Source organism: Myxococcus xanthus, from assembly GCF_013116825.1.
GTDB classification, from domain to species: domain Bacteria; phylum Myxococcota; class Myxococcia; order Myxococcales; family Myxococcaceae; genus Myxococcus; species Myxococcus xanthus_B.
This window is the reverse complement of record NZ_JABFNS010000027.1, coordinates 33,482-47,378: the sequence shown is the minus strand read 5'-3', so window position 1 is coordinate 47,378 and position 13,897 is coordinate 33,482. Positions and strand designations below refer to the sequence as shown.

The following is a 13,897-nucleotide window of genomic DNA, read 5'->3' as shown; positions in this document are numbered from 1 at the left end:
AGCGGGCATGGTCGCGATGCGGAAGTGGGTGTGGGGACTCCTGGCGCTGACGACGGCCTGCGGTGGCGCTCGCCAGGCGATGAAGCAAGGGGGGACCGGCGGCTCCGGGCCCGCCCCATCCGCGGAGGCCGCGAGCGAGGACAGCCGCTCGACGACGCGCCGCTACGTGGACGAGGACCTGGGCTTCGAAATCATCCGGCCCACGGCGGACTGGCAGTTGGACGAGACGAATGAGCGCACGCCGGAGGGGCTCGCCATTCCCGTCATCCTCCGCCACAACGTCTCCGGAGCGCAGGTGGTGTTGCAGGTGGCGCCCGCGGTGGCCTCTCCCACGCAGTTCGCGGAGCGGCTCACCGAAGGGCTCCGCCAGCACCCGGGCTTCACCACCACGGACCCGGCGCCCATTCCGCTGTCGGACACCGCGGTGGGCTTCGACTTCCAGGTGGGGGATGGCGTGCACGGCAAGGTGGCCGTGCGTGAAGGCATCCCCGGACGCGTGTTGATGATGCTGGCCACCTGGCCGGCGCAGGCCGCGGCGGACGTGCCCCAGAGCGTGGACGCGCTCATCCAGGGCGTCCGCCCGCTCGCGGGGCCGGCGACGGCGTGGAAGGTTCCCCAGCGCTGAGGGCGCCCCTTCATCCGGGACGCCCTCTGTCTGGACGGCCGCGCTACTTCGCGCGCTTCCGGGCCGGCCTGGCCTTGCCGGCCTTGGGCGCGGGCGCCGCTTCGACGGGCGCGGTGTCCTGCGTCTGCGCGCGCAGGCGGACGTACTCCACCAGGGTGCGCACGCCCACGCCGGTGCCGCCCTTGCTCAGGTAGCCACGCTCCTTGGGGCTGCTCGCCGGACCCGCGATGTCCAGGTGCACCCACGGCGTCTCGCCCACGAACTCGCGGAGGAAGATGGCGGCGTTGATGGAGCCACCCCAGCGCTCGCCGGAGTTCTTCATGTCGGCGACGTCGGAGCGCAGGGCGTCCTTCTGCATGTCGCTGATGGGCATGCGCCACATCTCCTCGCCCGCGGTGCGCGCGGCCTGGAGCACCTGCGTCACCGTCTCCTCGTGGTCGCCGAAGGCGCCGACGATGTAGTTGCCCAGCGCGACGATGCAGGCGCCCGTGAGCGTGGCCAGGTCGATGATGGCGGCCGGCTTGTGCTCGGTGGCCCACGTCAGGATGTCGCCCAGCACCAGGCGGCCTTCCGCGTCCGTGTTGGTGATCTCCACCGTCTTGCCCAGGCGCGAGGTGAGGATGTCACCCGGCTTGTAGGCGTTGCCGGCCGGCATGTTCTCGCACGCTCCGATGAAGGCGTGCACGGGGAAGGGCGGCTTGAGCGCGGCGATGACCTTCATGGCGCCCAGCACCGCGGCCGAGCCCGCCATGTCCGTCTTCATGTCCACCATGCCGTCCGTCGGCTTGAGCGACAGGCCGCCCGAGTCGAAGGTGACGGCCTTGCCCACCAGCGCCAGCGGCGGCCGCTTGGCGTCGCGCGCGTTCTTGGGCGTGTACGTCAGGTGGATGAGGCGAGGCTCCTCGGTGCTCCCCGCGGTGACGCCGAGGAACATGCCCATGTCGAGCTTCTCGATGTCGCGACGGCCGCCGATGGTGGCCTTCAGCCCGCCTTCCTTCGCGGCCTGACGCGCGGCCTCGGCCAGCACCGTGGGCGTCACCGCGTTGGGCGGCTCGTTGACGAGGTCACGGGCCCAGTTGGTCGCCTCCGCGACGCGCTGCGCCAGCGTCAGCGCGTCATCCAGCTCGCGCGAGCGCTCCGTGCCCTGGGGGAGCACCAGGGACACCTTGCCCAGCTTCGCGGCGCCCTTCTTCTCCTCGCGCGCGGAGGACTTGTACTTGTCGAAGCGGTAGACGCCCAGCGCCACGCCTTCCACCACGGCGCGCACCGCGTCCTGCGCGGACTCGGTGGCCGGCAGGGCGAACGCCACCGAGGCGACCTTGAGCCGCTGCGCCGTCTTCGCGGCGCGGCCGGCGGCCAGCCGCAGCACTTCCGGGTGGAAGCGGGCGCGGTCTCCCAGGCCCAGCAGCAGCACGCGCTCGGGCGACGTGCGCCCCAGGGTGTGCATCACCAGGCTCTGGTCCGCGCGCCCCTTGAATCCCTCCTGGGTGGCGGCGCCGCGCAGGCGCCCTTCCAGGGCGTCATCCGCCGAGGAGAGGGAGGACGGAGCGCTGTCTCCCAGCTCGCCCTCGAAGAGGGGAATGACGAGCAGGTCGCCGCTCGTCCGTGTGGCATCGCCGGAGACGAAGCTGAAGTTCATGGGCCGTGGAACTCCTGAACGGTGAAAAGGCTTGGGCGGGTGGAAAGGGCGCGGACTGTAACGCCCGCCCTGTTACACGCAAAGCGTTGGATTTCATTCGAGCATTGCATTGCTTCGTTGCACTGGGTAGCAGTGTGGGGAATGCCCACGCTGCTGATGCATCTGACCGCCATTGAACGGATGGCCGCCAACCCGGGCGAGCTGCCGGCGGATTGGGTGCGTGCGCTGTCGGAGGACCTGCCGTACGCGCGCTTCGGCGCGGCGCTGCCAGACCTCCCGTTGTGCGAAGGCATCCGGGGCGGGCTCGCCGCCTTCCTGCCCGAACGGGAGCTGCCGCACTTCGCGCGGCTGTACCATGAGCGCGCCCCGGTGGGCTTCGGGCTGAAGATGGCGGAGCTGGTGGCCTCCGGCGCGCTGGTGGGCACCGAGCCTGGCCTCGCGGTGCTCGCGGGCTACTTCACGCACCTGTGCCTGGACCGCCGTCTGTATCCGGTGGTGGACAGGCTGGTGGTGCGACACCGCCGCCGCGGTGAGCGTGCCCTGGAGGCGCACCGCGACATCGAATGGGCGCAGACGCTCTTCTATCTGCGCGAGCTGCACGGCATGGAGCTGCTCGGCACGCCGCGGGTGCGGGAGAAGTGTCAGGTGGTGAAGAGCCTGGGCTTCCCCTGGCGGGGCATTGGCGGCGGCCTCTACGAGCTGGTCCGTTTGTCCTCACAGGAGCGTGTGGGCCAGGCGCCCAGCAAGTCGGAGGTCGATGGCTGGGTTCGCGGCCTGTACGTCTCCGGCCTCTTCCTTTCAAGTCCCATGGGCCGGGCGCGTGCGTTGCCGGCCTATGCGCGGCTGTCATTCCAGGAGCTGTACCGCAACGACACGTTCGACTTCGCCGCGGAGGTGGAAGGCACGCTGGAGACGGCGCGTGGCGTCCTGCGTCGGTTGCACGGCTACATGGCGAGGGGCACCTTCACGCCCCGTACGCGCGCCCGCTTCCTGGAGGCCTTCCCCGAAGGGACGCTGGGCGCACGGGCGGCGTGACACCCGCAGAGCAGGCGTCCTGGCGAGCCCGGTTTCCCTCGGGGAATGGCGCTGTCCGAAGCGCGAGGCCGCTCCTATCCTCGAAGAGGAATGACGGTCCTACTCCTCATCGCGGTGGGCGCACTCGCGGGTACCTTGGGGGCGTTGCTCGGCATCGGAGGCGGAATCGTCCTGGTGCCCGCGCTGGTGCTGGGGTTCGACATTCCCGTGGAGCAAGCCATCCCCGCGAGCCTCATGTGCGTGGTGGCCAGCTCGTGCTCCGCCGCCGCGGGCTATGTGCACAAACACCTGAGTGACATCCGCCTGGGGCTGTCGCTGGAGCTGGCGACGGTGATGGGCGCCATCGCTGGCGGCATGGTGGCGGCCATGGTGGCGCCGGCGATGGTGGCGGTGGTGTTCGGGCTCTTCACGCTCTACGTGGCGCTGCAGATGTTGCTGCTGCGTTCGCCGCGCCAGGAGCCCGCCGCGATGGACGACTACGTGCCCGCCAACTACCCGCTGGGCATCTCCGGCTCCTTCGTGGCCGGTGGCCTGTCCTCGCTTTTGGGGGTGGGCGGGGGACCGCTCAAGGTGCCGCTGATGGCGTACGGCATGCACGTGCCGTTCAAGGTGGCCAGCGCGACGAGCAACCTGATGATTGGCGTCACGGGCGCCGCGAGCGTTGCCGCGTACGCGTTGAGGGGCCATCTGAAACTGGCGCTGGTGTCACCGTTGGTGGTGGGTGTCCTGGGAGGCGCATATGTGGGCAGTCGGCTGATGCCGAGGGTGCCCACGGCGGTGCTCAAGCGTTTGTTCGCGGTGGTGTTGCTGGTGGTCGCGGGACAGATGCTGTGGAAGGGAGGGGAGGGATTGTGGCCGAGCATCCTGAAGTGAGTGAACCCGAGGAAGCACGCGCGGCATGTGCTTCCGTGTCGGTGGTGACAGCGGAGCATCCCGCCGTCGCGCGCAACGTGGCAGTCACGGGAGGCGCCGCGTCGCTGACGCCCCCCATGGACGGGGCGCCCATGGGGCAACCGGGCGCGGGGGCGGCGGCGCAGGTGCGGCATCACCACCGTGAGCGCGCGGTGGTGGGCGACCGGTGGATCGCACGGGTGCTGCGCGTCGGCGCGGTGGTCAGCGGCGGAATGTTCGTCCTGTCGCTGGGGCTGGAGGCCATGCCCCAATCCGAGCGCGTGCACGTCGCCATCGACTTATTGCGAAAGGGCGCCGCGTCACTGCTGTTGGTGACGCCCGTGGCGCGGCTCGCGGTGGCGGGCACGCTGCTGGGCCTGCGGGGGGAGTGGCGCTACATGGCGATGGCTGCGGGCGTGCTGGGGCTGCTCGCCATCGCGGTGGGCACCGGCATCCAAGCCTAGGGAGAGCGCGGGTGACGGCGCTCTCCCCGGTGTCAGGGCGGAGCGCTCACACGCCGCGCGCGGTGAAGTGGGCCAGGATGTTCTGGACCTTGGCCACTTCGCCCGTCTGACCCAGATCCCCGTAGAGGGGAATCAGCGTCTCGAACTGCTTGCGGGCCGCCGCGAAGTCCTGCTGGTAGTAGCAGGACAGGCCCAGGTCCCAGCGGGCGCGGGCCTCATATGCGTGGTCATGCACCTCCTGGTACAGCTCCACCGCGCGGAGCAGGTGCGGGCGCGCACCTTCGTGGTTGCCGAGGAGCCCCTCGGACTCGCCCAGCAGCAGGTGGCCCAGCGCGAGCGCCTCCGGGTCATCACCCTGCTCCAGCAGGGGCACGGCCTCCAGGAAGCGCTTGCGCGCGGGCTCGTAGTCGCCCTTCTCCATGCGGATGTCGCCGATGTCGATGAGCAGCCGCGCCACCCGCTCCGTGTTTCGCGTCTGGCGCAGGAGGATGAGCGCCTCCTGGTATTTCTCCTCGGCGGCCTCCGGCTGGCCCAGCGAGCGCAGGGACTCGCCGATGCAGGCGCGGGCCAGGGCCTCGCCCTCACGGTCCTTGGACTCGTTGAAGAGCATGGCGGCGCGGGCAATCTGCTCGATGGCGCCGCGGTGATCCTCGAAGTTCGCCTTCACCACGCCCAGCCCCATCAGGGCCTGCGCCTGGCCGGGCTTGTACTTGGCCTCTTGGAACTTCTCGAGCGCCTCTTCGTAGAATTGCCGGCTGGCGGCGTGGTCCTCCAGCAGACCGTGCAGCTCGGCCAGGTTCACCAGACCCTGTCCCACCTCGGTGGGCGAGCCGGTGATGCGCAGCGGCGCCAGCGCGTTCTTCTGCTTCTGGATGGCGTCGAGGATGTGGGTGCGTTGGGTGTCTTCGGGCGGGTGGTGCATGGGGGCCTCAGGCGTCGCCACCCTTGCGGCGGCGGGAGGTCTTGTCCAACGAATCGTCCTTCTCGCTCCCGTCAGTCCCGTTGGCGGCCATGGCCAAGGAATGGGCGCCCGAGTGACGGTCCTTCTCCATCTTGTCGGCCTTTTCGTGGACGAGGATGGGGGAGAAGAAGCAGTCCTTCTTCGTGTACTCGTCGAAGGCGAAGGCGAAGCGGTAGCTGGCCGCCGCGCGCTGGTTGCAGTCGGTGCGCTCGCAGAAGCGGCAGGAGATGCCGGACGGGATGGCGTCCTTGCGCAGGTCCGTCGTGGGCAGGCCGTAGGCCAGGTACTTGGCGTTCTCCGCGTGGGTGCCCAGGCCGATGGAGTACGCGGTGCCCTTGACGATGGAGCCCTCAATCGGCTGGAGCTGCACCTTGGCGAAGCAGAAATAGGCGGTGCCGTCCGGCATGATGGAGTACTGCCGCGTCAGCTGGGACGGGTTGAGGAAGGCCAGGTGCACTGCCCACTTGGCGCAGCTGCCGCCGCCAGAGGCGAAGCGGATGCCGGTGCCGCTGTAGCGCTTGGAGATGTTGCCGGCGATGTCCGCGCGCAGGAAGTGGAACGGGAGCCCGGGGCGCTTCGGGTCCGACAGGTTGCACAGGCGGTGGGCCACCGTCTCGTAGGTGGAGCCGAAGATGCTCGACAGCAGCTCCACGTCGTAGCGCGTGCGCTGGACCTCCTTGAAGAAGTCCCCGTAGGGCAGCATCAGCGCGCCGGCGAAGTAGTTGGCCAGGTTCACCTTGATGAGCCGCTGCGTCTCGCCGTGGCGCATGCGGCCCGCGTCCAGCACGCGCTCCAGCAGCTTCTCGCGGTCCATCACCAGCAGGCCAATGGACGCGGCAATCTGGAACTTCAGCGGCTGTTCGGTGAGGAAGGGAGACAGCGTCAGCGTCCGCTCCTCCGGGTCCAACCGCCGCACCACGGACGAGCCGGAGGGAGACGGGTCGTCGAAGAGGACGCGGTAGCCGAAGCGCTCCTCCAGGAGCCGGATGAGCTGACCGCTGGTGATCTGCCGCTCCAGCCGCACGTCGCGGCGCAGCGCGTCCGCCTGCTCTTCCAACTCCGGGAAGTAGTTGCGGTGCTTCTCCAGGAAGTCGCTGACCTCGTCGAAGGGCGAGTAGTCGAAGCGCACGCCGGGCGAGGTGCCGTTGCCCGGGCCGCCCTGGGCGCGCGTGCGCTCCTCGACGTTGAGCTGTGCCAGCACGTTCTCCAACTGCGTACGGGTGTTCTTGTAGAGGTTGAAGAGCGCCGCCACCGTGCCCGCGAGCTTCGGCTCCGCGGAGAGGGACTGGAGCGACTCCGGGTCGATGTCGAGGCTCTTGAGGAGCGGCTCGTCCAGCAGCTTCGCGAGCGCTTCGTCCACGCGGCCTTCGCCCAGCGTGGACATGAACTGCTCGGGGTCCTGGTCGAAGTAGCGCAGGGCCTTCCAGAGCAGGGGGAAGGGCATCACCCGCTTACCCTTCTCGATGAGGTTCAGGTACGCGGGGGAAACGCCCAGGTCCTTGGCTGCGTCCGCCTGCTTGATGTTCCGTGCAAGGCGCAGTCCCCGAAGCTTCAGGCCCACGTTGGCGTTCAGTGCGTTGTCGTTCATGGCCGGGTGCGTTGACGCCTTCGGCGATCGCGAATGGCCGCGCGCGCCTCGGGCTCATTACCCACTCTGCAAATCGATTTACCGATTTGCAATGATCCTTTTCATCCACGAGGACCCCTGTCGGCCCTGCGACGGACCGGCTGGACCGCGGTCGGAGCCGGGGGATTGGAACATTGAACCTCATGAAATCACTGTCCTTTTGGGCGTGTGGGGAACCTGTCGTCGCGCTCGCTACATCGCCTTGTCAAGCATTTACTGATGCGCTGCGGCATGGGCGGGGCGCGTTTCGGTAAAGGGAAAAGCGCCGGTTTACAAGAACAGCCCGGGGCTCGGGTGCGATCGAAGGTGGGGGATGAGCGGGGCGCACGCTGCCGGGGGACGATTCACCTCCGGCGCGTCATGGGCGAACCTTCGCCGCGTATGGACGGTGGGCATGGATGGCCGCGAAGGTGGAGCAGGGCGCCGCTGCGCATGCGTGCCCGGGCCGCCGCCGTCATCCTGCTCGGCCTGTCGCTGATGTCGTGTCAGGCGCCGCTGCGCCACCACCCCAGGGAGGATGTGGCGGCGCTGCGCTACAACCTCACCTACGTGCGCGAGCCCGAGCACGCGGTGGACGTGGAGGTGGTGCTGGTGCGAGGCACGCCGCGCGAGTTCCTCTTCAGCCAGCCGGGCGCCGTGATGACGGTGTCCGCGCACCGGGAGGATGGGGGCGTCCTGACGTTGCCCGTCCAGGAGGGGCGCGTCTTGCTGCCTCGGGGGACGCGCTTCTTGCGCTACCGCTACGCGCTCGACGCCTCCATTCGCGAGCGCGGCCCGGACTTCTTCCAGGGCTCCGGAGACGGCGATGCGCGGCACGTCGCGGGCCGCGCGTACCTCATCCGGCCGCGGGTGGTGAAGCCGGGCCTCCGCGTGGAGCTGTCGCTGGTGGGCACCGATGCGTTGCTTCCATGGCAGCCCGGGGAGAATGGCGTGTACCGGCTGCGCGGCGAAGACCTGGTGGACTCGGGCTTCCACGGCTTCGGCGGCCGCCGGTGTCAGGTGCGCCTGCCAGACGCGGTGTTGGACGTGGCCATCCTGGGGCACTTCAAGCACCTGAGCGACGCGGCCGTCTGCACCTGGTTGGGCAAGGCCGCGGAGGAGGTCCGCACCGTGCGGCGCGCCTTCCCGCATCCGCGCATCACCGTGCGGGTCATCCCCGCGCCCGGGCACCACGGGCCCAGCGTCTTCGGCATGGTGCGCTGGAGTTCGCCGCCCAGCATCTCCATCAGCGTGGGGCAGGAGGCGCGGCCGGAGGACTTCGCGCGGGACTGGGTGGCCGTCCACGAGATGCTGCACCTGACCCATCCTGTCTTCGTGCCTCGCGTGCCGTGGCTGTCGGAGGGGCTGGCCACCTACTACACGGAGGTCGCGCGTGCGCGCTCCGGACGGCAGGACTCGCGGCGCGCCTGGGAGGAGCTTCTGGGCGGCTTCGCTCGGGGGCTCGAGGGCAATGACACGCGAACCATGCAGGAGGCCGTGTCTCAGGGCAGCTTTTCGCTCGCTGTCTATTGGACGGGAGCGCTCTTCGCGTTGCATCTGGACGTGGAATTGCGCCGTATCACTGGAAACACGCGCGGGCTGGATGACGTGCTGGAGTTGCTCGCGGCTCGCGGCAGTTCCTCGACCTTCGGGGCATTCGGTGCCGCGGTGGATGCCGTCGCGGGACAGCCGCTGTTCAATGCTCTGTTGGAGCGGCACTTGCCGCGGCCTGCTTTTGCGGAGCAGGCCGGTCTGCTAGAAGCGCTGGGTGTCCAGGAAGGACCCAACGGCGTCTCGCTGGTACCCGCCCGAGACAGTCTGTTGCGTGATTCGGTGGTCGGTCGGCGCAGCCACGGCGAAACACCCTGAATGCAACCGCGACCTCCACACAACACCCCCACGCAGTACCGAAAGGAAGTCTCATCCATGAACGTCAAGGCGCTTGCAGCGGTTGTCGGCACCCTGTCCCTGGCCGCGCTGGCCACGGGTTGTGCGACCAAGAAGTCGGCGGAGATGGAGCCCGCCACGGCCGAAGAGACTGGCGCGGAGAGCAGCGGCGCCACGGAGTCGCAGGAGGCCGCTCCGGCCGCGACCGAGGAGAAGGGCGCTGAGGGCAGCTGTGGCGCCGGCTCGTGCGGCGCCGGCTCCTGCGGCGGCCAGAAGAAGGAGTAGTTCTGCCGGACGGACGTCCCGAGGGTCTGGTGAAGGCCGGGCCCTCGCTGCCGGGCGGTCGAGCATCGCCGCCGCCGCCCGGGTTGTTTCCCACGCTTCGAGAGGGCTTCTGCCGTGGTGACGTACGCACAGCGACATGGGCTGAAGCCGCTGGGCGCGGGCATCGGGCTGCGCAGGAGCTTCTATGCGGAGCTGCCGCGCACCGGACGGCCGCTCGACTGGGTGGAGATCATCCCGGAGAACTTCCTGTCGCTGGGTGGGCGCTCGCAGCGCGCGCTGGACGCATGCGCGGAGCGGTGGCCCGTGTTGCCCCACGGCGTGGGGTTGAACATCGGCGGCCCGGACGCGTTGGATGACGACTACGTCCGGGGACTGGCGGCGCTGGTGAAGCGGGTGGACGCGCCCTTCTTCTCCGACCACCTCTGCTTTTCGCGGCTGGACGGCGTGTACCTGCACGACCTGCTGCCGCTGCCGTTCAGCGAGGCCGCTGTCGAGCACGTGGTGCCCCGCGTGCGCGAGGTGATGGCCCGGGTGGGCCGTCCCTTCCTGCTGGAGAATCCCAGCTACTACGCGCGGATGCCCGGCGGCACGTTGCGGGAAGCGGACTTCCTCCGCCTCGTCGTGGAGCAGGCGGACTGTGGGCTGCTGCTGGACGTGAACAACGTCTACGTCAACGCGCGCAACCATGGCTACGACGCGCGGGCCTTCGTGGATGCCCTTCCGCTGGAGCGCGTGGTGCAGATTCACCTGGCCGGCCACACCTGCTACCCGGACGTCATCGTCGACACGCATGGCGACCGCGTCTGCGACGACGTGTGGTCGCTCTTCCGCTACGTGCTGGCGCGCACCGGCCCGGTGGCGACGCTCATCGAGTGGGACCAGGACCTTCCGTCCCTGGACGCGGTGCTGGACGAGGCGGACATTGCGCGCGCGTCGCTGCGGGAGGTCGCCGGCCCATGAAGCCGTCCCTGCGCGACTTCTTCGACAGCATGGGGGACTACCTCGCCGAGCCTGGCCCGGAGTCGCTGGCCACGCTGTACGCGAGGCACCCGGGGTGGGAGGCGCCGCGCGAGCGGGTGTCGCTCTACGGCGGCTTCGTGCTCGGCCATGTGCGCTCCGCGCTGGACAAGGTCTTTCCGCTGACGCGCCAGGCCCTGGGGCACGACGCATGGGACGACCTGGTGGTGGCCTTCACGCGGACGCGGCCGGCTCGGCACCATGAACTCAACCACCTGTGCGAGGGCTTTCCCGCGTTCCTCGCGGACGCGGCGGCCTCGCGGGGGTTGGCGCCCTTCGTGCCCGCGCTGGCCCGCTTCGAGTGGACCGACTTCGCGGTGTTCGCGTCCCTGGAGCCTTCGCCCGAGCGCGTGGCGCGGCTGACGGCCAATCCCACCCTGGTGGTGCTGGAGCACGACTTCCACCTCTGCGCGTACGTGCGGGCCCGAGGCGCCGCGACGTCACCGGAGGCAGGCGCGGAGCTGGCGCTGCTGTGGCGCCACCCGGAGCAGTTGAAGACGCTCTACCTGGCCGCCACGCCACCGGCGCTGCTGGTGCTGAAGATGGCGGTGGAAGGGCTGGCCCTGACGGACGTCGTGGCGGCCACGGGCATGGCGGAAGCCGACCTGCGCGCGGCGGTGAGGCGCTTCGGCCGCGACGGACTGGTGCTCCTCCCGGACGGCAGCGACGGGGGATGAAGGGCCCTCGCTGTCTGGGCGCTCAGTGCCAGGGGTACGTCACCAGCCCTCGCGCCGTGCCCACGTAGCGCGGCCCTCCCGGAGCCACCAGCAGGGCGCTCACGTCCGGGTCCGGCAAGCCTTCTTCCATTCCAAAGTGGGTGGCGATGTCTGCTGATACATCATAACGCACCAGCCCGTTCTTCGTGCCGGCCCAGAGGATGTCCTGGGTGCGCGCGTCCACGGCCTGCCGTTCGAAGTGGAGCGTGCGAATCTCCTCGTCCTGCAGTCGCCAGGGCGCGTCGCGCAGCGCGGGACCGGGTTGTCCCAGCGCGCTGAAGCCCTTCCTCGTGCCGGCGAATACCTGGCCCTCCGGCCCCACGGCCACGGAGAGGACGTCGTCATCAGGGATGGCGGGCGGAGCGTGAAGCCGCACCGAGACATCGGCGAGCCCGGGCTCGAAGTCGTCGTCCGCCCAGATGGTGATTTCCGCCAGGCCGCCCGACGTGGCCGCCCAGGCCGTCACGCGTTCCGGGCTGGAGCCCGGGGAGATGACGAGCTGGCGCACCTCGCGCCCCTCCAGCAGGCGGCGGCCTCCCACGGTGCCCGCGCGTCCTCCGGAGGCGGGGTCGCTCGCGCGTGTGAGGACCAGGCCTCGGCGGGTGCCCAGCAGCAGCACGTCCGGAGATTCCCATGCGGCCACCGCGGTCACCGCCGCGCCCGTGGCGCCCAGCATGGCGCCCGTGTGCCGGGTGCAGGTGCGCTGGACGCACCGGAGCACGCCGCCGCCCTCGGTGCCCACGAAGAGCACGTTGCCGCCTTGAAACGCATGGAGCGACAGGGCTGGTGCGTTCACGTCCAGCACCGTCGTGGACGCGCGCTCCGCATACACCCGGGGAGATGCGCCATCCGCGTAGCGGAGCCCGTCCGGGGTGAGCGCCAGGGCCACCACGGGCCGCTGCGCGTCCTGAACGTCCTCCATCAACCGCGCGCGTCCCAGCGGCAGCACGGTGAAGGACGTCGCCGCGCGGCTCATCGCGCCGTCCTGGTCGGTGGCGGCCAGCACCGTCGTGTGGCGACCGGCGAAGGGGAAGCCGAGGGTGGCGGTAGGCAGCGGCAGCGCGCCCGCCAAGAGGCTCCCCGCCAGGTTGTCCAGCCACGCCAGCTCCTCGATGTGGCCCTGGGGGGCCGCGGGCCTCGCGAAGCCGGTGAGGACCACGGGTTGCCCCTCCAGGCATGGGCCTCTGCCGCAATCCAGCACCCCTTGCATCACGCTCTCCACCCGCACGTCGGGCGCGCCGTTCACGGTGACGGCCACGGCCGCCGCGCAGGCCAGGCCCCACGGGTCCGTCGCGGTGAGCGTGAGCACGTGGTGGCCGGGCGTGGACAGCCGGGCGGTGTGCGTGCTGGGCCCCTGGGCCAGTGCGCCGTCCCGCGAGGAGACCCACGTGTAGCGCAGGCCCGTCCGCGCATCCTCCGCATCCGACGCCGAACCCGTGAGCGTCAGCGGCACACCCGCGTTCACCACCGCGTTCGGAAGCGGCGCCTGGATGGAGCAGCCCGTGGGCGGCGTGTTGATGATGGCGCGCACCGGCCGTTCCACGCAGCCGCTCAACGCGGTGTCTTCCGGGTCCACGGCGCACGCGGACAACACCTGCGCACCGGCCACGGACAGCACGGCGCTCACGGCTTCACCCGTGCCCAGGGGCGTGGGCTCGGCGCTGGTGGTCCAGATGGGCTCCACCGGTTGCTCCGTCTCCGGGTCCACGCAGTGGGCCCGCAGCAGGCTGGGGACGCCCACGAGCACGCGTGGATTCTCGGTCGTGGGGAACTCCAACTCGCACCGGGGCGGGAGGTTGGTGACCAGCCGCACCCGCACGCTGTCCGAGGCGGTGTTGCCGCGCCCATCCACCACCCGTGCCCTCACCGTGTAGACGCCGGGCGTGGTGAAGGCATGTGTCAGGGCTGGGCCTCGGCCCAGCGGCTGCCCGGAGGGCGCCAGGCTCCACTCCACCGCGCCGTCCAGGTTGCCCGCGCCTCCCTCGGCGTGAAAGTCCTGGGCGGTGGCCGCGAAGCGGACGGAGGCGCCGTGGGGCGGGGCCTCGCCTTGCTTCACGAAGATCTCCGTGGGTTCGGGCCGGAGGATGCGCACGCTGGGGGCGCGCGTGGCGCGGACGGTGACGCGCACCTCGGCGGTGGCGGAGACCTGCGTGGCGGAGTCCACCGCGGTGCAGCGGAGGGTGTCCTCGCCGGCCACGGACAAGGTCGCCCGCACCACGTCGCCAGCAGGCAGCGGCCCGGACAGCGCGGACGTCCACTGCACCGCGCGCCCCTGGAGCCGCACGCCACGCTCCGTCATCGCCATGCACTCCAGGTCCAGCAGCTCGCCGAGGTTGAAGGTGCTACCCGGCGTGGGGCGCAGCACGGTGGCCATGGGAGCCCCCCGCGCGAGGACGTTCAGGTGGAGTGACGCGCTCGCGGCCAGCCCACCGGCGTCCACCACCGAGGCGGTCAGCCGCTGCTCTCCTGGTTCGAGGAAGGCGAGGGTTGCGCGCGCGCCGCGGGCCAGTTGCCCTTCGATGGAGGACACCCACAGCACGTTGGCGCCCAACGCCGCGCCTTCCTCCGCATCCTCGACGGTGGCCGCGAACTCCACGGCCTGGCCCACGCGCAGCGGGATGATGTCCAGGGCGGGGCTGACTTCGAGCCGGGGAGGCGTGTTGTGAGGCGTTGATGGAGGGCGGAGGGCTGGCTCGCAGCCCCACAACGTGGCGGCGTACAGGGGGAGCAGGACGAGGTGGAGCCGAGGGGGGCCTTGGCTCGCCACGGGG

The 13,897-nt window shown here is 70.4% G+C and carries 12 protein-coding genes; 8 read left to right on the top strand and 4 right to left on the bottom strand.

Features of this window, described 5'->3' with window-relative positions; genetic code table 11:
* The first annotated feature begins 7 nt into the window (after positions 1-7).
* Positions 8-625: a hypothetical protein gene (locus tag HNV26_RS10400; protein ID WP_171441798.1), complete on the top strand. Its 618-nt coding sequence runs from the start codon at positions 8-10 to the stop codon at positions 623-625.
* A 43-nt stretch (positions 626-668) separates the two neighbouring features.
* Here HNV26_RS10400 and HNV26_RS10395 read toward each other — a convergent pair whose 3' ends face one another.
* Positions 669-2,264, bottom strand: coding sequence for a leucyl aminopeptidase (locus HNV26_RS10395; protein ID WP_171441799.1), 1,596 nt, complete (start codon positions 2,262-2,264; stop codon positions 669-671).
* 141 nt (positions 2,265-2,405) lie between these two features.
* Between HNV26_RS10395 and HNV26_RS10390 the strand changes: the two genes are divergently transcribed.
* The 3 genes from HNV26_RS10390 to HNV26_RS10380 all read left to right on the top strand — a co-directional run bounded on the left by HNV26_RS10390 (position 2,406) and on the right by HNV26_RS10380 (position 4,654).
* Positions 2,406-3,299 carry a hypothetical protein gene (locus HNV26_RS10390; RefSeq protein WP_090493211.1) on the top strand — a complete coding sequence of 298 codons (894 nt, stop codon included), beginning with the start codon at positions 2,406-2,408 and terminating at the stop codon, positions 3,297-3,299.
* 90 nt (positions 3,300-3,389) lie between these two features.
* Positions 3,390-4,172, top strand: a complete 783-nt coding sequence (locus HNV26_RS10385) for a sulfite exporter TauE/SafE family protein (protein ID WP_171441800.1) — start codon at positions 3,390-3,392, stop codon at positions 4,170-4,172.
* The gene (locus HNV26_RS10380) at positions 4,169-4,654 is read left to right on the top strand and encodes a hypothetical protein (RefSeq protein WP_171441801.1); all 486 of its coding nucleotides are present in this window, start codon (positions 4,169-4,171) and stop codon (positions 4,652-4,654) included. Before HNV26_RS10385 ends, HNV26_RS10380 begins: the two co-directional genes overlap by 4 nt.
* Before the next feature lie 46 nt (positions 4,655-4,700).
* On the opposite strand, the gene HNV26_RS10375 is transcribed toward HNV26_RS10380, so the two are convergent.
* Both HNV26_RS10375 and HNV26_RS10370 read right to left on the bottom strand, forming a co-directional pair.
* Complete coding sequence (locus tag HNV26_RS10375) at positions 4,701-5,576, bottom strand: tetratricopeptide repeat protein (RefSeq protein WP_090493205.1); 876 nt, start codon at positions 5,574-5,576, stop codon at positions 4,701-4,703.
* Between the two features lie 7 nt (positions 5,577-5,583).
* Positions 5,584-7,203: a helix-turn-helix domain-containing protein gene (locus tag HNV26_RS10370; RefSeq protein ID WP_171441802.1), complete on the bottom strand. Its 1,620-nt coding sequence runs from the start codon at positions 7,201-7,203 to the stop codon at positions 5,584-5,586.
* 207 nt (positions 7,204-7,410) lie between these two features.
* On the opposite strand from HNV26_RS10370, the gene HNV26_RS10365 reads away from it, so the two are divergent.
* From HNV26_RS10365 to HNV26_RS10350, 4 genes are all read left to right on the top strand, one after another.
* Positions 7,411-9,090: a M61 metallopeptidase family protein gene (locus tag HNV26_RS10365; RefSeq protein WP_171441803.1), complete on the top strand. Its 1,680-nt coding sequence runs from the start codon at positions 7,411-7,413 to the stop codon at positions 9,088-9,090.
* 57 nt (positions 9,091-9,147) lie between these two features.
* Positions 9,148-9,393, top strand: coding sequence for a hypothetical protein (locus tag HNV26_RS10360; protein ID WP_253816425.1), 246 nt, complete (start codon positions 9,148-9,150; stop codon positions 9,391-9,393).
* A gap of 114 nt (positions 9,394-9,507) precedes the next feature.
* Positions 9,508-10,353, top strand: a complete 846-nt coding sequence (gene bufB / locus HNV26_RS10355; RefSeq protein WP_171441805.1) for an MNIO family bufferin maturase — start codon at positions 9,508-9,510, stop codon at positions 10,351-10,353.
* A complete protein-coding gene (locus HNV26_RS10350; protein ID WP_171441806.1) occupies positions 10,350-11,087 on the top strand; it encodes an HvfC/BufC N-terminal domain-containing protein in 738 nt (245 codons plus the stop codon). Before bufB ends, HNV26_RS10350 begins: the two co-directional genes overlap by 4 nt.
* Positions 11,088-11,109: 22 nt before the next feature.
* On the opposite strand, the gene HNV26_RS10345 is transcribed toward HNV26_RS10350, so the two are convergent.
* Entirely contained in the window at positions 11,110-13,893 is a 2,784-nt protein-coding gene (locus HNV26_RS10345) for a hypothetical protein (RefSeq protein WP_171441807.1), read from the bottom strand.
* Positions 13,894-13,897 lie beyond the last annotated feature (4 nt).

What these genes read in the sequence shown, in the direction of transcription:
- HNV26_RS10400 (WP_171441798.1), top strand. Translation starts at nt 8, where the DNA reads ATGGTCGCGATGCGGAAGTGGGTGTGGGGACTCCTGGCGCTGACGACG.
- HNV26_RS10395 (WP_171441799.1), bottom strand. Translation starts at nt 2,264, where the DNA reads ATGAACTTCAGCTTCGTCTCCGGCGATGCCACACGGACGAGCGGCGAC.
- HNV26_RS10390 (WP_090493211.1), top strand. Translation starts at nt 2,406, where the DNA reads ATGCCCACGCTGCTGATGCATCTGACCGCCATTGAACGGATGGCCGCC.
- HNV26_RS10385 (WP_171441800.1), top strand. Translation starts at nt 3,390, where the DNA reads ATGACGGTCCTACTCCTCATCGCGGTGGGCGCACTCGCGGGTACCTTG.
- HNV26_RS10375 (WP_090493205.1), bottom strand. Translation starts at nt 5,576, where the DNA reads ATGCACCACCCGCCCGAAGACACCCAACGCACCCACATCCTCGACGCC.
- HNV26_RS10370 (WP_171441802.1), bottom strand. Translation starts at nt 7,203, where the DNA reads ATGAACGACAACGCACTGAACGCCAACGTGGGCCTGAAGCTTCGGGGA.
- HNV26_RS10360 (WP_253816425.1), top strand. Translation starts at nt 9,148, where the DNA reads ATGAACGTCAAGGCGCTTGCAGCGGTTGTCGGCACCCTGTCCCTGGCC.
- HNV26_RS10350 (WP_171441806.1), top strand. Translation starts at nt 10,350, where the DNA reads ATGAAGCCGTCCCTGCGCGACTTCTTCGACAGCATGGGGGACTACCTC.